The 15,884-nt window shown below is 41.0% G+C and carries 14 protein-coding genes; 9 read left to right on the forward strand and 5 right to left on the reverse strand.

Going from position 1 to position 15,884, the window contains the following annotated elements; all coding sequences use genetic code 11:
* Positions 1 to 77: 77 nt before the first annotated feature.
* The 3 genes from DI077_RS15020 to DI077_RS15030 are packed head-to-tail and all read left to right on the forward strand — an operon-like array spanning position 78 to position 4,094.
* On the forward strand, positions 78 to 2,354 hold the full coding sequence (locus DI077_RS15020; protein ID WP_109021204.1) for a SpoIIE family protein phosphatase: 2,277 nt from the start codon (positions 78 to 80) through the stop codon (positions 2,352 to 2,354).
* 41 nt (positions 2,355 to 2,395) lie between these two features.
* A complete protein-coding gene (locus DI077_RS15025) occupies positions 2,396 to 3,772 on the forward strand; it encodes an MFS transporter (RefSeq protein WP_109021040.1) in 1,377 nt (458 codons plus the stop codon).
* 46 nt (positions 3,773 to 3,818) lie between these two features.
* Entirely contained in the window at positions 3,819 to 4,094 is a 276-nt protein-coding gene (locus tag DI077_RS15030) for a hypothetical protein (RefSeq protein WP_242935232.1), read from the forward strand.
* 18 nt (positions 4,095 to 4,112) lie between these two features.
* On the opposite strand, the gene DI077_RS15035 is transcribed toward DI077_RS15030, so the two are convergent.
* Positions 4,113 to 4,595, reverse strand: a complete 483-nt coding sequence (locus DI077_RS15035) for a DUF4468 domain-containing protein (protein ID WP_109021039.1) — start codon at positions 4,593 to 4,595, stop codon at positions 4,113 to 4,115.
* Between the two features lie 330 nt (positions 4,596 to 4,925).
* Here DI077_RS15035 and DI077_RS15040 point away from each other — a divergent pair, with 330 nt between their 5' ends.
* Together DI077_RS15040 and DI077_RS15045 are read left to right on the forward strand one after the other, a co-directional pair.
* Positions 4,926 to 5,222 (forward strand): hypothetical protein, encoded by a 297-nt coding sequence (locus tag DI077_RS15040; protein ID WP_109021038.1) that lies wholly within the window; start codon positions 4,926 to 4,928, stop codon positions 5,220 to 5,222.
* Positions 5,223 to 5,226: 4 nt separating this feature from the next.
* Entirely contained in the window at positions 5,227 to 5,949 is a 723-nt protein-coding gene (locus DI077_RS15045; protein ID WP_109021200.1) for a lysophospholipid acyltransferase family protein, read from the forward strand.
* Between the two features lie 21 nt (positions 5,950 to 5,970).
* On the opposite strand, the gene dapF is transcribed toward DI077_RS15045, so the two are convergent.
* The gene (dapF, locus tag DI077_RS15050) at positions 5,971 to 6,813 is read right to left on the reverse strand and encodes a diaminopimelate epimerase (RefSeq protein ID WP_109021197.1); all 843 of its coding nucleotides are present in this window, start codon (positions 6,811 to 6,813) and stop codon (positions 5,971 to 5,973) included.
* A gap of 124 nt (positions 6,814 to 6,937) precedes the next feature.
* On the opposite strand from dapF, the gene DI077_RS15055 reads away from it, so the two are divergent.
* On the forward strand, positions 6,938 to 7,789 hold the full coding sequence (locus tag DI077_RS15055) for a methyltransferase domain-containing protein (RefSeq protein ID WP_109021037.1): 852 nt from the start codon (positions 6,938 to 6,940) through the stop codon (positions 7,787 to 7,789).
* Positions 7,790 to 7,989: 200 nt separating this feature from the next.
* Entirely contained in the window at positions 7,990 to 8,595 is a 606-nt protein-coding gene (locus DI077_RS15060; protein WP_167837176.1) for a Uma2 family endonuclease, read from the forward strand.
* 31 nt (positions 8,596 to 8,626) lie between these two features.
* Here DI077_RS15060 and DI077_RS15065 read toward each other — a convergent pair whose 3' ends face one another.
* Genes DI077_RS15065 through fliD form a run of 3 tightly spaced genes read right to left on the reverse strand, consistent with a single transcriptional unit; the run spans position 8,627 to position 12,272 of the window.
* A complete protein-coding gene (locus DI077_RS15065; protein WP_109021035.1) occupies positions 8,627 to 9,370 on the reverse strand; it encodes an HAD family hydrolase in 744 nt (247 codons plus the stop codon).
* A 21-nt stretch (positions 9,371 to 9,391) separates the two neighbouring features.
* A complete protein-coding gene (locus DI077_RS15070; protein ID WP_109021034.1) occupies positions 9,392 to 10,351 on the reverse strand; it encodes a hypothetical protein in 960 nt (319 codons plus the stop codon).
* A 1-nt stretch (position 10,352) separates the two neighbouring features.
* On the reverse strand, positions 10,353 to 12,272 hold the full coding sequence (gene fliD / locus DI077_RS15075) for a flagellar filament capping protein FliD (protein ID WP_109021033.1): 1,920 nt from the start codon (positions 12,270 to 12,272) through the stop codon (positions 10,353 to 10,355).
* 92 nt (positions 12,273 to 12,364) lie between these two features.
* On the opposite strand from fliD, the gene ppk1 reads away from it, so the two are divergent.
* Entirely contained in the window at positions 12,365 to 14,443 is a 2,079-nt protein-coding gene (gene ppk1, locus DI077_RS15080) for a polyphosphate kinase 1 (protein ID WP_109021032.1), read from the forward strand.
* 10 nt (positions 14,444 to 14,453) lie between these two features.
* A complete protein-coding gene (locus DI077_RS15085) occupies positions 14,454 to 15,872 on the forward strand; it encodes an FAD-binding oxidoreductase (protein ID WP_109021031.1) in 1,419 nt (472 codons plus the stop codon).
* The last annotated feature ends 12 nt before the right edge of the window (positions 15,873 to 15,884 follow it).

A 15,884-nucleotide genomic window follows, 5' to 3' on the forward strand; every position in this document is an offset into this window, starting at 1 on the left:
TACAAAGTTTCTTTATGATTGCATAATCTAAACACAAGGGAAAAAATAACGAACAGTTGCTTTTTCAGGTGGAATCCGTGAATTCAAAAAAACTATTCTGGGAACTCACCTTAAAACTAGAAACTTTCACACATACAGTTCCTGTTCCATTTGCTGTTTATTATGCCATCATCACCCAAAAGATGGAAACTGAAAAATGGATGATCTTTGTCGCCTTATGCCTCTTCTTTGCAACCGGAATCGGAATTTTAGGTACGTTCTGGCGTTACTTTATGATCCGGCGTCTTTTCCGTAAGATAGAAAAGATCAAAGTCCCCGATGATTCATCCAATATACAATATACATTTCAAGATCAGGATTACGCAAAAAAAGTAAAATTATATATATTCAAATATCCTTTGATTGAAGCGGGGTTCATTGTATTTCGCTGGTTTGCCGGAGTCATACCGATCGTCACCTTATACACTTACCTGGTGGAATACACTCCTTCCGTAGTCCGTTCCGGCATATTTACGATCGCGATGATCCCTCCCATCTCTTTTGTAACATATTACTTTATCACGGAGAACAGCTTACGACCGTTATTCGACTTACCTCAAATCCGCAATATAGAAATCAAACCGAACGAGATCCCCAAATTCGATTATTTCAAACGAATCGTTTTGGCTTTTTTCAGTTTAGCTGCTCTTCCCGTATCCGTTTTATCCTATCTGCTTTATTCCATCGTAAAGGGAGAAACAATGGTGGAAGAGCCGTTGATTCCCATCGTCATTGTTTCCTGTATATTCATCGTTCCTCTTATCGTATGTTCTTATATAGTTGCCATGACCGTCAAACAAGGAATATCCGAAACCAGCAAATCTTTGGCTGAACTTGCCAAAGGAAACTTCAGCGTAGTAGTAACTCCCACATCGGGAGATGATTTCGGACAACAGGCATTCTATTTAAACAATATCATACAAAAACTAAAAGGAATGTACGAAGAAATCAAAATTCTAAACGAAGGGTTGGAGGAAAAAGTTACCGCAAGAACGGAAGAACTCAACTCCACCCTCCAGGAAGTGCGAAAATTGAAATACCAACAGGACGGAGATTATTTTTTAACTTACCTGCTTCTCAATCCTCTTACGATCAAAGAAATAAAAAGCGATTTGATTCATGTGGATTTTTTACTCAAACAAAAAAAGAATTTCGAATTCAAAGAAAAAGAATATGAGATCGGGGGAGATTTAAACGTTTCTCATTCCATATATCTTCAAAACAAAAAATACCTGTTATTTGTAAACGCGGACGCAATGGGCAAATCCATGCAAGGTGCGGGAGGAGCACTTGTGTTCGGAGCTGTGTTTCAATCCATTGTCCAAAGAACAAAAAACAATTCTTCATTCCAGACGATTTCCCCCGACTTATGGATTCGAAATTCATTCCAGGAAATGCATCGCATTTTCGAAGCATTCGACGGAACCATGCTCATCTCCCTTGTTATGGGACTTATTGAAGAAGAGACAGGTCTACTTTACTTTATCAATGCGGAACATCCCTGGCCGGTTTTGTACAGAGACGGAAAAGCTTCTTTTATAAAATCGGAAGTGTCCTATCAAAAATTGGGAACATTGGGAGCGGAAACTTTTTCGCAAGTCAAAACCTTTCAATTGTTAAATGGTGATGTGGTCATCGCCGGTTCGGACGGAAAAGATGATATCCTCACCGCAGGTGGCCCCGATGGAAAAGATTGGGAAGTCAATTTAGACGAAGATTTTATTTTAAGAATCATTGAAGAAGGAAAAGCGGATCTAAATCAAATGATAGAAATCATATTGAGCAAAGGAGAAATAATCGATGATCTTTCTCTCATCCGCATAGGCTACTCGCACGAAGCTCAAAAAAAAAATCCGATCTCTTCGGAAGCAAAACTGGGATTCAAAAAGGCGAAAAAACTTTATTCCAAAGGTAACTTTTCCGAATCCATCGAGGTTCTTTTGGGTTTGATTGAGTCGGAACCGAATGCAAACGAACGACTTCAAAAAGACTTATCGAAGTTATACTATCAAATCGGCAACTTCAAAAAAGCGATGGAACATATGGAAATTTATCTGATTTCCCATCCTGAAGATGATGATTTTCTTTACTTTGCATCCAAACTATTTAAAAAAACGAACCAGCTTCCCCGCGCGATTGAACTCGCGGAAAAAATCAGAATCCGGTCTCCGAAAAAAACAAACTACTTGGTTCATTTATTCCATCTCTATCTCAAAACGGGAGAACGTTCCCAAGCTTTGGAAATCCTCAAAAATCTGGAGCTTTTGCAATACCCGAAGGAAGACCTGACGATCCTCGCAGGTTACTTAAAATAACCTTCTTTTACCCCTTCTTGTCAGTCCAATAGATACACCAAATGGCAATTCATTCCCTTAACATTAAAACCAAGCTTGGTTACGCCTCCGCGGAAGTAGGCATAACAGCTGTTCAGTTATTTACTCAAATCTATCTTCTAAAATACTATACTGAAACAATCGGGCTCATTCCCAGCCTCGCCGGGATCGCACTTGCCATATCGGTGATCTGGGATGCGGTGAGCGACCCTTTGATGGGAAATATATCCGACCGAACCGAGTCGAGAATGGGAAGAAGAAGACCTTATATTCTTTTCGGAGGAATTTTCCTTTCCCTTTCGATTCTGATTCTATTCTCACCACCGGAAATCACTTCCCAATTAGGGAAATTTTTATATCTACTTACTACCTATTTATTGGTAAATACCGCGATGACGATCATCTCCGTTCCTCATATAGCTCTTGGAGGAGAACTAAGCTTTGAAAGAAACGAAAGAACTTCTATTTTCGGATGGAGACTTTTCTTCAGCAATATCGGGATGCTTGTCGGTATGATTGTCCCCGCCGCCATATTACAATCACTAGGTGATGAAACATCAAAAGAAAACATCATGTCCTCCAGAATCGGAGCAGGTGAAATTGTTTCCGGAGTTATCGTATTCACATCCGTACTGGCTTTCTTAGTTACAAAAGGAAAAGATAATACTGTCGCTAAAGAAGAAAACCAATCTTCCTTTTTCGTATCGCTTTATTCCGTATTCAAAAATAAAGTGTTTTTGGTTTTACTCGTTGCCTTCATAGTAGCCGGAATCGGCAGAACATTCAACACTGCGATTGCACTTTATTATTATCAATACAGACTGGGATTGAAAGAATCGGACGTGATCCTTAATATCATGTTGCCTTTCTTTATGGTTCTTATGTGTTCCATTCCGTTCTGGGTTTGGATGGCAAAAAAGTTTGGAAAGAAAATTCCTGCCTTTTCTGGAGTATTTTTACTGGGTTTATTAACAGTCATCGCCTATCCCTTGTTTCCTTACGGAGAGATAAGACCTCCTCTGCTAGTCGCTTTTTTGGGAGGAATCTTCGCCGGTTCCATTCTGATTATGGATTCCATACTAACAGATGTTGTGGATTATGATGAATTGAAAACCAACCGGAAAAGAGAAGGGTTGTATTTTGGCTTCTGGAAAATGGGGGTTAAGTTTTCCCAAGCATTTGGAATTGCACTTTCCGGATTTTTATTGGATATAATCGGATTTGATGCAAATCTACCCACTCAATCCGAGGAAGTAGGATTTTCCTTAGCGATGATATTCGGTCCGGGAGTGGGGTTCTTTTTTATCGTCGGGTCACTTATCTTTCTTTTTCTATTTCCGCTAACAGACGATAAACACAAAAGGATCCAGAGAGTATTGTTAAAAAGACGAAAAAAATAAGATATTTTTCCTTGCGCCTTACTCCTAGGTTACTTAAAATCGAATCATGAGTTTACGAATCTTCTCGGTTTCGCTACTTTCTCTTTTGATCTTGGGCTGCGGTTCGCAAGTTCTGAATACAAAAGACATTACCGACTTGCTAGAAGGTGACGGCAAAACACCTGCCGCTAGTTCCGCAGGGAACAGCTCACAAGATGCAAATGTGCAAAGCGGAACCAGCAGCACAGGCTCTCAGAATTTGGACTATTACGGCCTGACGGGTTCTCCCACAGGCACAAACACATACGGTGCCGTAGGTTCCCCCGGTTCTCTGGATCGTTAATTCTTAAACCAAAGTCTTTTATTTTATATATTCGAAAAAATCATCCAATAAGGGTTTAAAACAGGAACGAATCGTTACTTTTGCCACTCTTTCGTCTTTCGGCCCGTAATTCAAAATGATGTCGTTCGGATCTCTGATAAAAGAAAAGATTTTATCAACTAAGATCGTTGCGGATCCGTCCCTGATGGAAATTGAATAATTGAACTCGTGTTCGTTGGCATCCACTTCTCCGATCCCGTAAGGCACATAACAACGAATCTGACCTATCCCTTTGATCGTTCCCGCATCCTGATTTTCTTCTTTGATTTTGGAAATCTCGGGGTCCAGTTTGTATTCCAACCATTGTTTCGCTTTTAGAAAGGAACGCGTTCTTTGATAGGATTTATTCTCTCTGGTGTCTTCGACCGTTCTGAACTTTCCGGAAACAATCCAGAGCCTAAGGCACATGGAATCGGAAAATACCAGGAAAAAAAAGGCGATCGGAAGTAGTTTTTTTATCATCTATATTAAGCCTTCTTTCTCCGCCTCTACCCCGCAAAACAAATCTTCATAAAGATCGGAAATTTTCTCTTTGTTCGGACGGGAATTTGGAAAAGGAATCACGTTGCCTGGCAGTGTAGTTTGGTTCTGGTTCGCTTTTTTGATCTTATGTCGCTTTGACTCGATTCTATCTCTCACCTTAATATCATCGGGAATCCCACCCCCGATTCTTCAACTCCCGTCCCCAAAAATCCTCTCCTCAGCTAGGATTTACCCCGGAAAAATTAGATTGAATTTCACAGAAAACTAGTCTGAACTCTAAAGGAGAAACTAGGGAAGGATTCCGCTTATATGCCCGATTTTGATCGAATCGATCTAATGAACTACGCCATTTATGGAAATGATTTTGACTCCCAATGGGACGAGATTCGCGCGTATCTTAAATCAAATGCTGGGGCTCAAAGAGAATTGGAAGAGATAAAAAGAACTCTTCCTGCACCCCAAACAGGAAAGAGGAGAAGGGACACCTTTTCAGTAACGGAAGGGAATGACCAAGACGATGCAAACCGCCAAGGCGCAGACCCAAACAAACGGGCGCTTAACGATGACCAAACAAAGTCATGGTGGAAAAAATTAATTGGAGAATAAAAAGATGGAAAATACAGTCGATCAGGTTAAAAAGAATGTAGAGAACATCAAAAAGTTCGTAACTCCATTTTTTAATCTAGCCGTATCGACGACTATTTACGGTTACCATAATATAGTTCCCACAGGAAAACTGATTCTAACCTGCAATCATAGAAGTGATATGGATCCTTTCGTCATCGGATCCGTATTTCCCAGATTCATTTCTTGGATTGCGGCGGAGTACACAACCCGTATTCCCCTTTTCAAAGACTTAGTGGAAAAAACCGGAACCATCCCTATGGCGATTGATGGAAATATTTCCATGGCGAGTATCAAGAAAGTACAACAGGTTTTCAAAAACGGAGATGTGCTTGGTATATTTCCCGAAGGTCATGATTATATGGTGCAAAATGATTTTTCAGCACCTCTCGCAAAGTTCCACGACGGATTTGCCGCATTCAGCTTACGAAACAAAGTCGATATACTTCCTGCTGTCATCATCCCGGAAGAAGAAACCATTTCCGATTACCCGATCCCTCCTCTGGTTCGCGCTTTTATGGGAATGCCCAAAGAAGTTTGCGAAATCAAGAAAAGAGTGGTTTATAAAAAAGTAAACTTAGTGTTCGGTGAAGTAGTGAAATACCAAGATTACGCTCACCTTCCTTTGGCGGAAGGTATGATCGAAGCATCTAAAGAAACAAAACGCAGAATGGGTGAACTACAGAAAGTTGATTTTTTAAAGAAATAAAAAGAGATTCTTCGAATCTCTTTAAATTTCGATCTCTCCCGTAAATACTTCTTTGGCAGGACCTGTCATGATGATATTTCCGGATTCATTCCACTCAATATGCAAAGTTCCTCCTCTCAAATCGATTCTTACTTTACGTCCGGCTCTCCCCGTTAGGTGAGAAGCAACTGCAACTGCACAAGCCCCGGTTCCGCAAGCAAGAGTTTCTCCCGCTCCGCGTTCCCAGGTTCTTTGGTAAAGATGATCTTTGCCGCGAACCGTAACAAACTCCACATTCACTCTTCTCGGAAAAAGAGGATGGTGTTCGATTTTGGAACCTACTTCATGCACAGGAAATTTATCCGAATCTTCCACAAATATTACACAATGAGGATTTCCCATACTAACGGATGTAAATTGGTATTTTTGCCCATCCACTTCGATGGTTTGATTTACAACCGGGTCCGTACCCGGCCAAACGATGGGGATCAGGGAAGGTTGTAAAATCGGTTCTCCCATATCTACGGAAACCATTTGGACTTTTCCATTGGAATCGGTGGAAAGATCCAAAGTCAAAACACCTTTTCCTGTTTCGATTGTGGGTCGGGTGTTCTTTGTTAACCCATGGTCAAATACATACTTACCTACGGAACGGACTCCGTTTCCGCACATTTCGGAAGAGCTTCCGTCGGAATTGTACATATCCATTTGGAATTCGCCGGATTTGGAATTACGAATAAAAATAACTCCGTCGCTTCCGATTCCGAAATTGCGATCGGATAGTTTTTGGATCTGTTCGGGGCTTAAGCGGATGTCTTCTTTTGTGGCATCAACGTAAACGTAGTCGTTTCCAATCCCTTCCATTTTAGTAAATTTTAACTTCATAAATGATAACTCCGAAACAGCTTCTCTACCCAATCCTGAAAAAGAGGGTTCCGTTGGCAAGCGAGATCGGCTCCTTTTTTGGTTTGACCCAGCGTTCCCTATTTAGACGATACATGGAGTAAACATGAAATCCTGTATTCTCTGCCAATCCTCCGAATCCTCTACTGTTTTTAATGAAAATGGAATTCCCATTGTAGAATGTAAATCCTGCGGCCATGTTTACTCATCTTTCGAACAAGCGGAACATTACGAAGGTTATTGGGACGGAGAAGACGAGTCCTATGATTTGGAATGGTGGGACAAGGCGCATAGAGGAATCTACAAAGATTTTATCCGAACTTATCTGAAAGCACCGAAAGGAAAACTTTTGGATGTGGGATGCGGGCTTGGGTTTTTCGTAAAAGCAGTACAAGAGTCGACATCCTGGGAAGCTCACGGTTATGAAATTTCCACACGCGCGGTGGATTTTGCTAAAAAAGAAAACAAACTCACTACAGTTCATGCAGGACTTGTTCAGGATTCAGGACTGCAAGCTAACTCGTTTGATGTGATCACTCTTTGGGATGTGATAGAACATATTCCAAAACCTCATTTTTTGCTTACGTATTTATTTACGCTACTCAAGCCGGGTGGGGTATTATTTTTACAAACTCCCAACTTTCCCATCCAGTTGGCAAAAGCGAGATTGAAAGTGACTTTGCGGGGAATGAAACCGGATGTTCATTATCTGGAAGCCAAAGATCATGTGAATAATTATAAAATGAAAACCTTGGCGGAACTCGGTAGACAATGCGGTTTCATCAAACCGGAATATAAGGTGCTTATGCCTATTTTATCGGTCGCCGGTTCCAAAAGCAAACTTGCCGTTTATGCAAAGTTAGGTTATTATTTTCTTACAAAATTGATTTTCAACCTTAGTTTCGGACTGGTCAATTGGAACAATACCTTGTTTTTGACTTTACGAAAGCCTCTGTAGGCTTCCCTACTACAAACACTAAGGGCTTCTACTAAGGAAGCCCGGTTTTTGTCTCTTTTCCATTGATCCCGGGATTTTTTTGTCTTTTTGCAAACTAAATTTCGTCAAAAAACATTAAGATCGTAAAGATAGCTTCCAATCCTATTTTTTGCAAGCTTCGAAATATGATCTGCTATAAAAACAGATATCTTCGAAGATTTATGAATAACAGAAAACTCAATTTAAGAAAAGACTTTGTGACACTATCGCATGGTCCCCGTTATGTTGGATGGCGGGCAACACCGAAGGAATTTCAGGAACTACCACACGACGGTTACGGTTATAGGATCGTAGATGGGGTTCTTCATTTGCGATTCGGCAAATCTTTTCAACATTACAAAATTCAAAAAAGAATCGCGAGCCTCATTCGGAACGCCGTTGGAAACGAATTCCCCGGAGAAATTTTAGAAGAGACAAATTTGTTTTTTCCTGCCGGAGAAGTCTTTCATCCCGATATCATTTATTTAAAACATCCGATCACAAGTGCGAACAAAACATGCATCCATTCGACACCGGAGATAATCGTAGAAATCCTTTCCTCCCATTTGGATAGCCTGGAGAAAAGGATGATCTCTTATCTTAAGAACGGTGTCAAAGAGTATTGGCTCATTGAACCCAAATACAAAAAGATATCGCGTTTTATCAACAGAAACGGAATATCCTGGCAAATAGAATCCGGGGAACGACTAGCGAGTGAGTATTTGGAAAGATTGGAGCTGGACGCGAAAGATTTATTTCAATTCCACACAAACAACGGAAACAAATAAACTTATGTTTGGCGAATTGAAAATGATTCGTCTATAAATTCCAGGTAGTCCGGATATAATTTAAAGTAGAAATCAGATTTTCCGATTCCAAAACAAGCGGAGCTGCACTCAACTCCCGGATCTCCCTGTTTTCACCAAACCTTTGTTTTTGGTAGATAGCAGGAATGTTTTTTCTTTTAGCACCCTCAATATCGTCTTCCAAACTATCCCCTACCATAAAACAATCGCTTGGCAGGGAATTCGCTTCTTCCAAGGCAAAATGAAAATACCTTTCATCCGGTTTTTCCACACCCAAATCCTCCGACGTAATCAGATGGAATCGAAAATCGGAAGGAAAGAAAGATTGGATTTTGAGTAACTGGGTCTTCAAATTTTCGTTTGTAAGAAAGAAAATTTTCGAATTGGTGGAGATTGCTTTCAAAAGGGAAAATACTTCATCCCAATTATGATTTTTGCTTTTTTCTTTTTTTAAAAAATCGGTGAAAAATTCGAAGTATTTGGATTCCAAATCGAGAATGGTTTCTATTTTTTTAACGGAAATTCCATTCCATTTCCCGCTCACCATTTCTTTAAAGCAGAGAATTCGAAGTCGGTTCGAAGAATGACCTTTTAACCTTTGTTTGATGACCTTTCTGGCGTCTTCATAGCGGGACAAAAAATCCTCTTCTTCGCCCCATCCTTTTTGTTTCCAAAAAGAAGCCAATTTGGAAATAGAGTCCGCATAAGCTTCTTTTGAGGGAAGAATCGTATTGTCTAAATCCAAAAATAAAGTCATTTTAGTTTCGTCTAAAAACTATTAGTTTTTAACGCTTTCCAGAATCTTTTCCAAGAAAGGAACCATACCTTCCAACAATTCGGGAAGTTCGTATTCCAAAATATCTCCCGCATATACGATATCGTTTTTTTCCATGGCGGATGCGATTCCGTTCAAAGTTTCATTGAGCGAAGAAGTGAGCTCACCCAACGATTTTCCATCAATCAGAATCTCCGACCATTTGTTCTCCGTATGACGGGACTGCAAAGATACGAGCGCGGAAATCAACGAATTCAATCTTCCCACAGCATCCGTTAGAATTTCAGTAGCGAGATAGTCTTTGCCCGATTGAAAGTTTTCATTCACAAGCATGAAGTCTTTTTTAACTTTGTCTTTGTCTTTTACGAACTGTCCGATGATTTCAAATAACTCTTCGTCGTCTTTTCGGATTACATTCAATCTGGCGCTTAGATCGATTAGAAACAATTTTAAATCACGTAAGTCTTCCAAAAACGCTTCGATTGCATTCGTAGAATCCAAGTTTTGCGATCCTAACTTCAAAGATTCGATGATCTCTTCCACGTTTTTACCCTTGCCCATAGGTTTGATGGAAGAAAGATTCAAATGAAGAAGCTTTTTTGTGGAAAGAAGCATCGACTCGATCCAAGGAATTCCTTCCTTCAAATCGGAATTTTCTTTTTCCGTCAGGGAGTCTCTTCCCACAAGAGTCGAACCTACGACATCCACATAACGATCCAATTCAACAAGGCTATCTTCGATGATATCCAATTCTTCACCGACAACGAGATCGATTCTTTCCGCTTTTTCCACTCCCCAAGTTTCCACTTCGGAACGATTGATTTCCTGGCCGTTCACTGTAAAATGACGAAGATATTTTCCATTGGATTCGATCCATTTTTGTATTTCATCCAATACTTCACCCAAATGAGTTTCCCCATTCAATTTTGTTTCCAATTTTTGATCGTTAATATAAATATTCATACTAATCCTGACCTCCGCGAAATAGATTGTTTTGTAAATAAGTCCCGACTGATTTGTTTTTCCCTACGCCTTGTTCCATATAGAGAAATCTTTGTTTTAGTTTTGCTTCGTAACTCAATAGATGCGATTCATGTTCTTTGATTTTTTTATTATTACCCGCCAAGTTGTCTTCCAGAAGTTTAACCTTACTGGTAACAATCCCGGAAGCGTATTGATTGTACGGTTTTAGATTTTCAAGCAGTCTAACGCCTACGCCGTCTTCCATCTTAGCATCGTTATTCGTATCCGATGCAAAGAGTTCCCGTACTCCGTCGGGATTGTCGGAGAGTGCCTGGGTAAGCTTCGGTTCATCGATGATGAGTGCTCCGTCCTGGATTTTTTCCCAATTGGAACCTACTGCCCCGGTCGAGATTCCTATGTCCGTAAGTACCCGGAACCCGGATTCTTTTGTTACAGGATAATAAGAGTTTGCAACCGTCTTCATACCAGCTATCAGGCGTAAAACGGAGTTTTCACCGGCAAGAATTCCCGATTTGACTTTATTATCCCAAAATTCTTTGGAGATATCCAACTCTTTGGTATTATCACTCGCCTTTTTATCGGAGATCTTGGAATTTTTTTCCACGGAAGTGACTTCTTTGGAAAATTTCATCAGCTCGTTGTAGGCTTGAACCCATTCTTTGATGAGTAGCATCCCTTTCGCATTGTCCACATTGATGTTAAGTGTCACCGGCTCAGTAGTAGGTTTGTGAATGGAAAAAGAAATTCCTTCCAAAACATCGGTAATGGCATCATTCGATTCCCGGGTGATTTCCACTCCGTCGATTTTAAATTTGGCATCTTTCGGTTCCGCCAAAACTTTCAAAGGTTCTGCAGTTCCCGGAAGAGGTGGTTGAAAAAAAGTCACTGACTTTAAAGATACGTCCGTCGCAGAAGCATTTGTCAGTATAATCTTTGTTAACTTTTTTCCTTCTGCAAAATCGGAGATAGGAAGAGAATATTTTCCGTCTTTTACCGGAACGGGAATCAATTTGTTTCTAACATTTCCGTCTTTGTCGGCTGAGATTCCCAATTCCCAGGAGGAAGGAGCTTCCCCTTCCACTTGAAATTCAATATAAGAGCGGGGACTGATCTCCAAAGGATTTACATCCAATAAAAATGCTGTGTCGGCTTTGATAATCATTGCGATTTCCGTTTTGGAAACTTTTTTCTCAGGCTCTTTCGAACTTTTAAAACGATCTTCTTCATAGGGAACTTGCGTTTCCAAATTCAAAACAAGCGGAGTCGAAGTCGTTTCTCCCGCAGCTTTGTTTTCTCCCACAAGTCCTGCTGCTTTTAAGATCCCGTCCGGATCGGAGAATTGCAATACATTCGACTTCCCTGTCTTAACGGATGTTACAGTAACGAGAGACGAATCCTTGTCGATTTTGATGACTGTGCCTTGCGCAATACCACCGGCCAAGTTGCGGATGGAATTGGTAAGTTCGGAAAGATTTCCGCCGGGAAACTGAATTGTTTCTTTTAATTTTCCGGAATAAACGGTAAAACTCCCCGCAGGCAATTTTGTATCGGTGTCAACCGGAACACCGGATAATTGGTGTTTTGTGGCAAGTTCCAGAATTTCGAGAGGTCTTTCTCCCGATTTGGCAGCGCGGGAAGCTTCCCCTGTGATTGCGCCTTCTACCGAAGAAGTAACGGATTTTGTGGCAAAAGGAGCCGTAAAGGAAACCAGGGCGCGGGTTTTGGTTTGTAGGTTGGTGGTGAGATTTTTCACCTCATTCCAGACTTGAATTTGCGCTTTGGCATATTCATTTTCGGTCTCCCAACGTTTGATAGGGCGACGCTCCAAATCTACGAGCTTTTTGACGATTTCGTTGGTATTTTGGCCGGTCATAAGACCTGGCATCGTGTATGCTGGCATTTTTTTCCTACAACCCCTCAAAGCTAGTGTCGTCGAATTCGCTTAAATGATTAGGAATTTACAGAATTTTTTCCTTCCGCAATTTGATAATTATGACTGCTAACCCACCAGAAAAAATAGAACTGGGGAACCCAAATATCTTTTTTGACAGAGAACTTTCCTGGGTCGATTTCAATTTTCGAGTCCTCGAGGAAGCCCAAAATACAAACAACCCTCTTTTGGAGCGGCTGAAGTTCCTTTGTATCACCGAGAACAATTTAGACGAATTTTTTATGGTTCGCGTGGCGGGACTTATCAATTTGAAAACCGCAGGTGTGGACGAAAGAAGCCTGAACGGAAAACGCACATCCGAAATCATCAGCGAAGTTTACGAAAAGGTGTCCGGTTTTGTAAAAACCCAATACGAAAGTCTTTCGACCATCTTACATGAATTAAGCGAAAACAAAATCAGCATCGTCCAAGACCCGAAAGACCTTCGGGGAGAAGATATCCAGTTTGTTAAAAACTATTACAAAAGAGAAGTATCTTCCATCCTCACTCCTCTGGCGATCGATCCGTCCCATCCCTTCCCTCATCTTTTGAACAGAACTTTGAATTTGGGAATCACCCTTTACTCGGATGAAGACAAAAACAAGGTAAAGGAATTATTCGCAATCGTTCAAGTACCGAACGTACTTCCCCGTTTCCTGCAATTACCGGCTACTTCCGATCCGGATGAAAGAAGATATTTTCCTCTCGAAGAGATCATCAAACTTCATTTAAGCGATCTTTTCTACGGAATGGATGTAAAACAAATCCACACGTTCAAAATCGTTCGCGACGCCGACATTTCCTTTAACGAAGAACAAAACATAGGCGATCTTCTCACAAAGATGAAAAACGAACTGAAAAACAGAATGTGGGGAGATGCCATTCGTCTGGATGTTCATAGCGGTGCGGGCCATATCAAAGATATACTCAAAGGTCTTTTGGAATTGGAAGATTATCAGGTAATGGAAATTCCCACCTTACTCAATTTAAACGATCTTATGTATTTTCAAACTCTGGACAAGACCGGTCATTTGAAATTTTCATATCCGAAACCGAAAGCAGGCTTCAATATCAAAAAAGGAGAATCCATTTTTCAAGAGATTCGAAAAACGGATCACCTGCTCCACCATCCTTACGAAAGTTTCCGTTCGATCGAAGACATGCTGAAGATCGCAAGTTCCGATCCCAAAGTGCTCGCCATCAAAATGACTTTGTACCGCACATCAGGAGATTCTCCCATTATACAATACTTAGGTGAAGCCGCCGAAAACGGAAAACAGGTAACCGTGCTGGTAGAACTCAAAGCAAGGTTTGACGAAGAAAGAAATATTCGTTGGGCGCAAAAACTGGAAGATTTCGGAGTCCATGTGGTTTACGGAGTGGTGGGTTTGAAGATCCATTGCAAAATGTTACTCATTGTTAGACGGGAAGACGACAAACTAAACCGTTATGTTCACCTCGGCACGGGAAATTACAATTCCACAACGGCAAGATTCTATACGGACGTAAGTTTGTTTACCGCAGAACCGGAAATTACGGAAGATGTAGCCATCCTTTTCAATACAATCACCAGCTCGGGAAAAATGCCGAAACTGACTCAGATTTATGCGGCACCTACTTTTTTAAAAGAAGGTTTTTTAAATCTAATCCAAAGAGAAACGGAAAACGCCCGCGCCAAAAAAGAAGCAAGAGTCATTTTCAAAATGAATTCACTCGTCGATCCCGATGTGATTATGAAACTCTATGAGGCAAGTCAGGCGGGAGTGAAAATCGATCTTATCATCAGAGGGATATGTTGTCTTCGGCCTGGAATCAAAGGGGTTTCGGAGAACATAAAAGTTCGTTCGATTATCGGTCGTTATCTGGAACACTCGCGTATTTATTTTTTCCAGAACGGAGGAAAAAACGAAGTATACTTGGCTTCCGCGGACTGTATGCCTAGAAATTTCCAGCGCCGAATCGAAGTTATGTTCCCGATTTTGCAGGACAAACATAAAAAAAGAATCAATAAGATACTCGACCTGTTGCTTCGGGACAATACCCAAGCCAGAGTTTTGGAATCGGACGGTTCCTATACGAGACTTTTTCCAGGGGAGGACGATCCTGCAGTAAATTCGCAGATCGATCTTTCGGAGATTTAAAGGAAATACAATGACGACTGTTACAGACAATGCGAAAGAAGATTTGATCCGACTTCTCGGAAAAGAGAAAGTTTTTACAAGAGATGACGGAAAATTGGACTTAGGGACATTCGATTCCTATGGAACGGATCGTACTAAAGTTTACAAGCCGAATTATCAAATACTGATCCTTCCCGAAACTACGGAAGATGTCGCAAAAGCGGTGGATTATGCTTACCAAAACGGGATCGCCATTGTCCCGTCAGGTGGTCGGACAGGATATGCAGGAGGCGCTGTTGCTAAAGACAGTGAGATCGTAATCTCGCTTTCCAAAATGAACAAAATAGTCGATTTCGATCCATTTCTTGGCACCTTACACGTACAAGCCGGTATGATTACCAAAGAACTTCATGCGCAAGCGGAAGAGAGAGGATTCTATTTCCCGGTAGATTTTGCCGCAACAGGATCCAGTCATATCGGTGGAAATATCGCAACCAATGCAGGTGGAGTGAGAGTTGTACATTACGGACTCATCCGGGATTGGATTTTAGGATTAACAGTCGTAACGGGAAAAGGCGAAGTACTTCGTTTCAACGGGGAAATTTTAAAAAACAACACCGGGTATGATCTAAAACACCTGTTTATCGGTTCCGAAGGAACTTTGGGAATCATCACAGAGGCAGTGGTCAAACTCACGAAACCTCCCAAAGACATCCGGGTAGTGTTTCTTGCTGTTCCCGAATACAAAAATATTCTGGAGATATTCAAAGAAACACATAACTTTTCTTTACCTTTACTTGCTTTCGAATTTTTAACGGATTATTGTTTGAACAAAGTCAAAGAACATTTGGGAGTTTCCGATCCGTTTCCGGCGCCTAGCGAATACTATGTGCTTATGGAATACGAAATCTCGGAAGAATCGGACGAAGAAAAACTTTTCGCCATTTTGGAATCGATTACGGAAAAGGAACTGATCACTGACGGTTCTATTGCCCAAAATACCAGACAAAATCAAACCTTCTGGAAATACAGAGAAGGAATCTCCGAATCTTTGTCTCTTGCCTATACGGTTCATAAAAACGACATTTCCCTCCCTCTTCGCAATATGGAGGCCTTCCTGAGTGATATGCAATCCCTTCTCTCATCCAAATACCAAGGGTTTGAGATCGCACTCTTCGGACATATCGGAGACGGAAATCTTCACCTAAATATAGTTAAACCCAAGGAACTTTCCGACAGCGATTTTTTTCAAAGATGCAAACAAGTGGATCCTGAGATGTTCCAACTCATTCAAAAACACAAAGGTTCCATTTCCGCAGAACACGGGATAGGACTTCTGAAAAAAGACTATTTGGGATTTTCCCGCTCACAAACGGAAATCGATTCCATGCGGGCGATCAAAGCGGTGTTTGATCCCAAAGGAATTATGAATCCCGGGAAAGTATTTTAACACCGGATTTTC

It is taken from the genome of Leptospira kobayashii (genome assembly GCF_003114835.2).
In the GTDB taxonomy this organism is placed as follows: domain Bacteria; phylum Spirochaetota; class Leptospiria; order Leptospirales; family Leptospiraceae; genus Leptospira_A; species Leptospira_A kobayashii.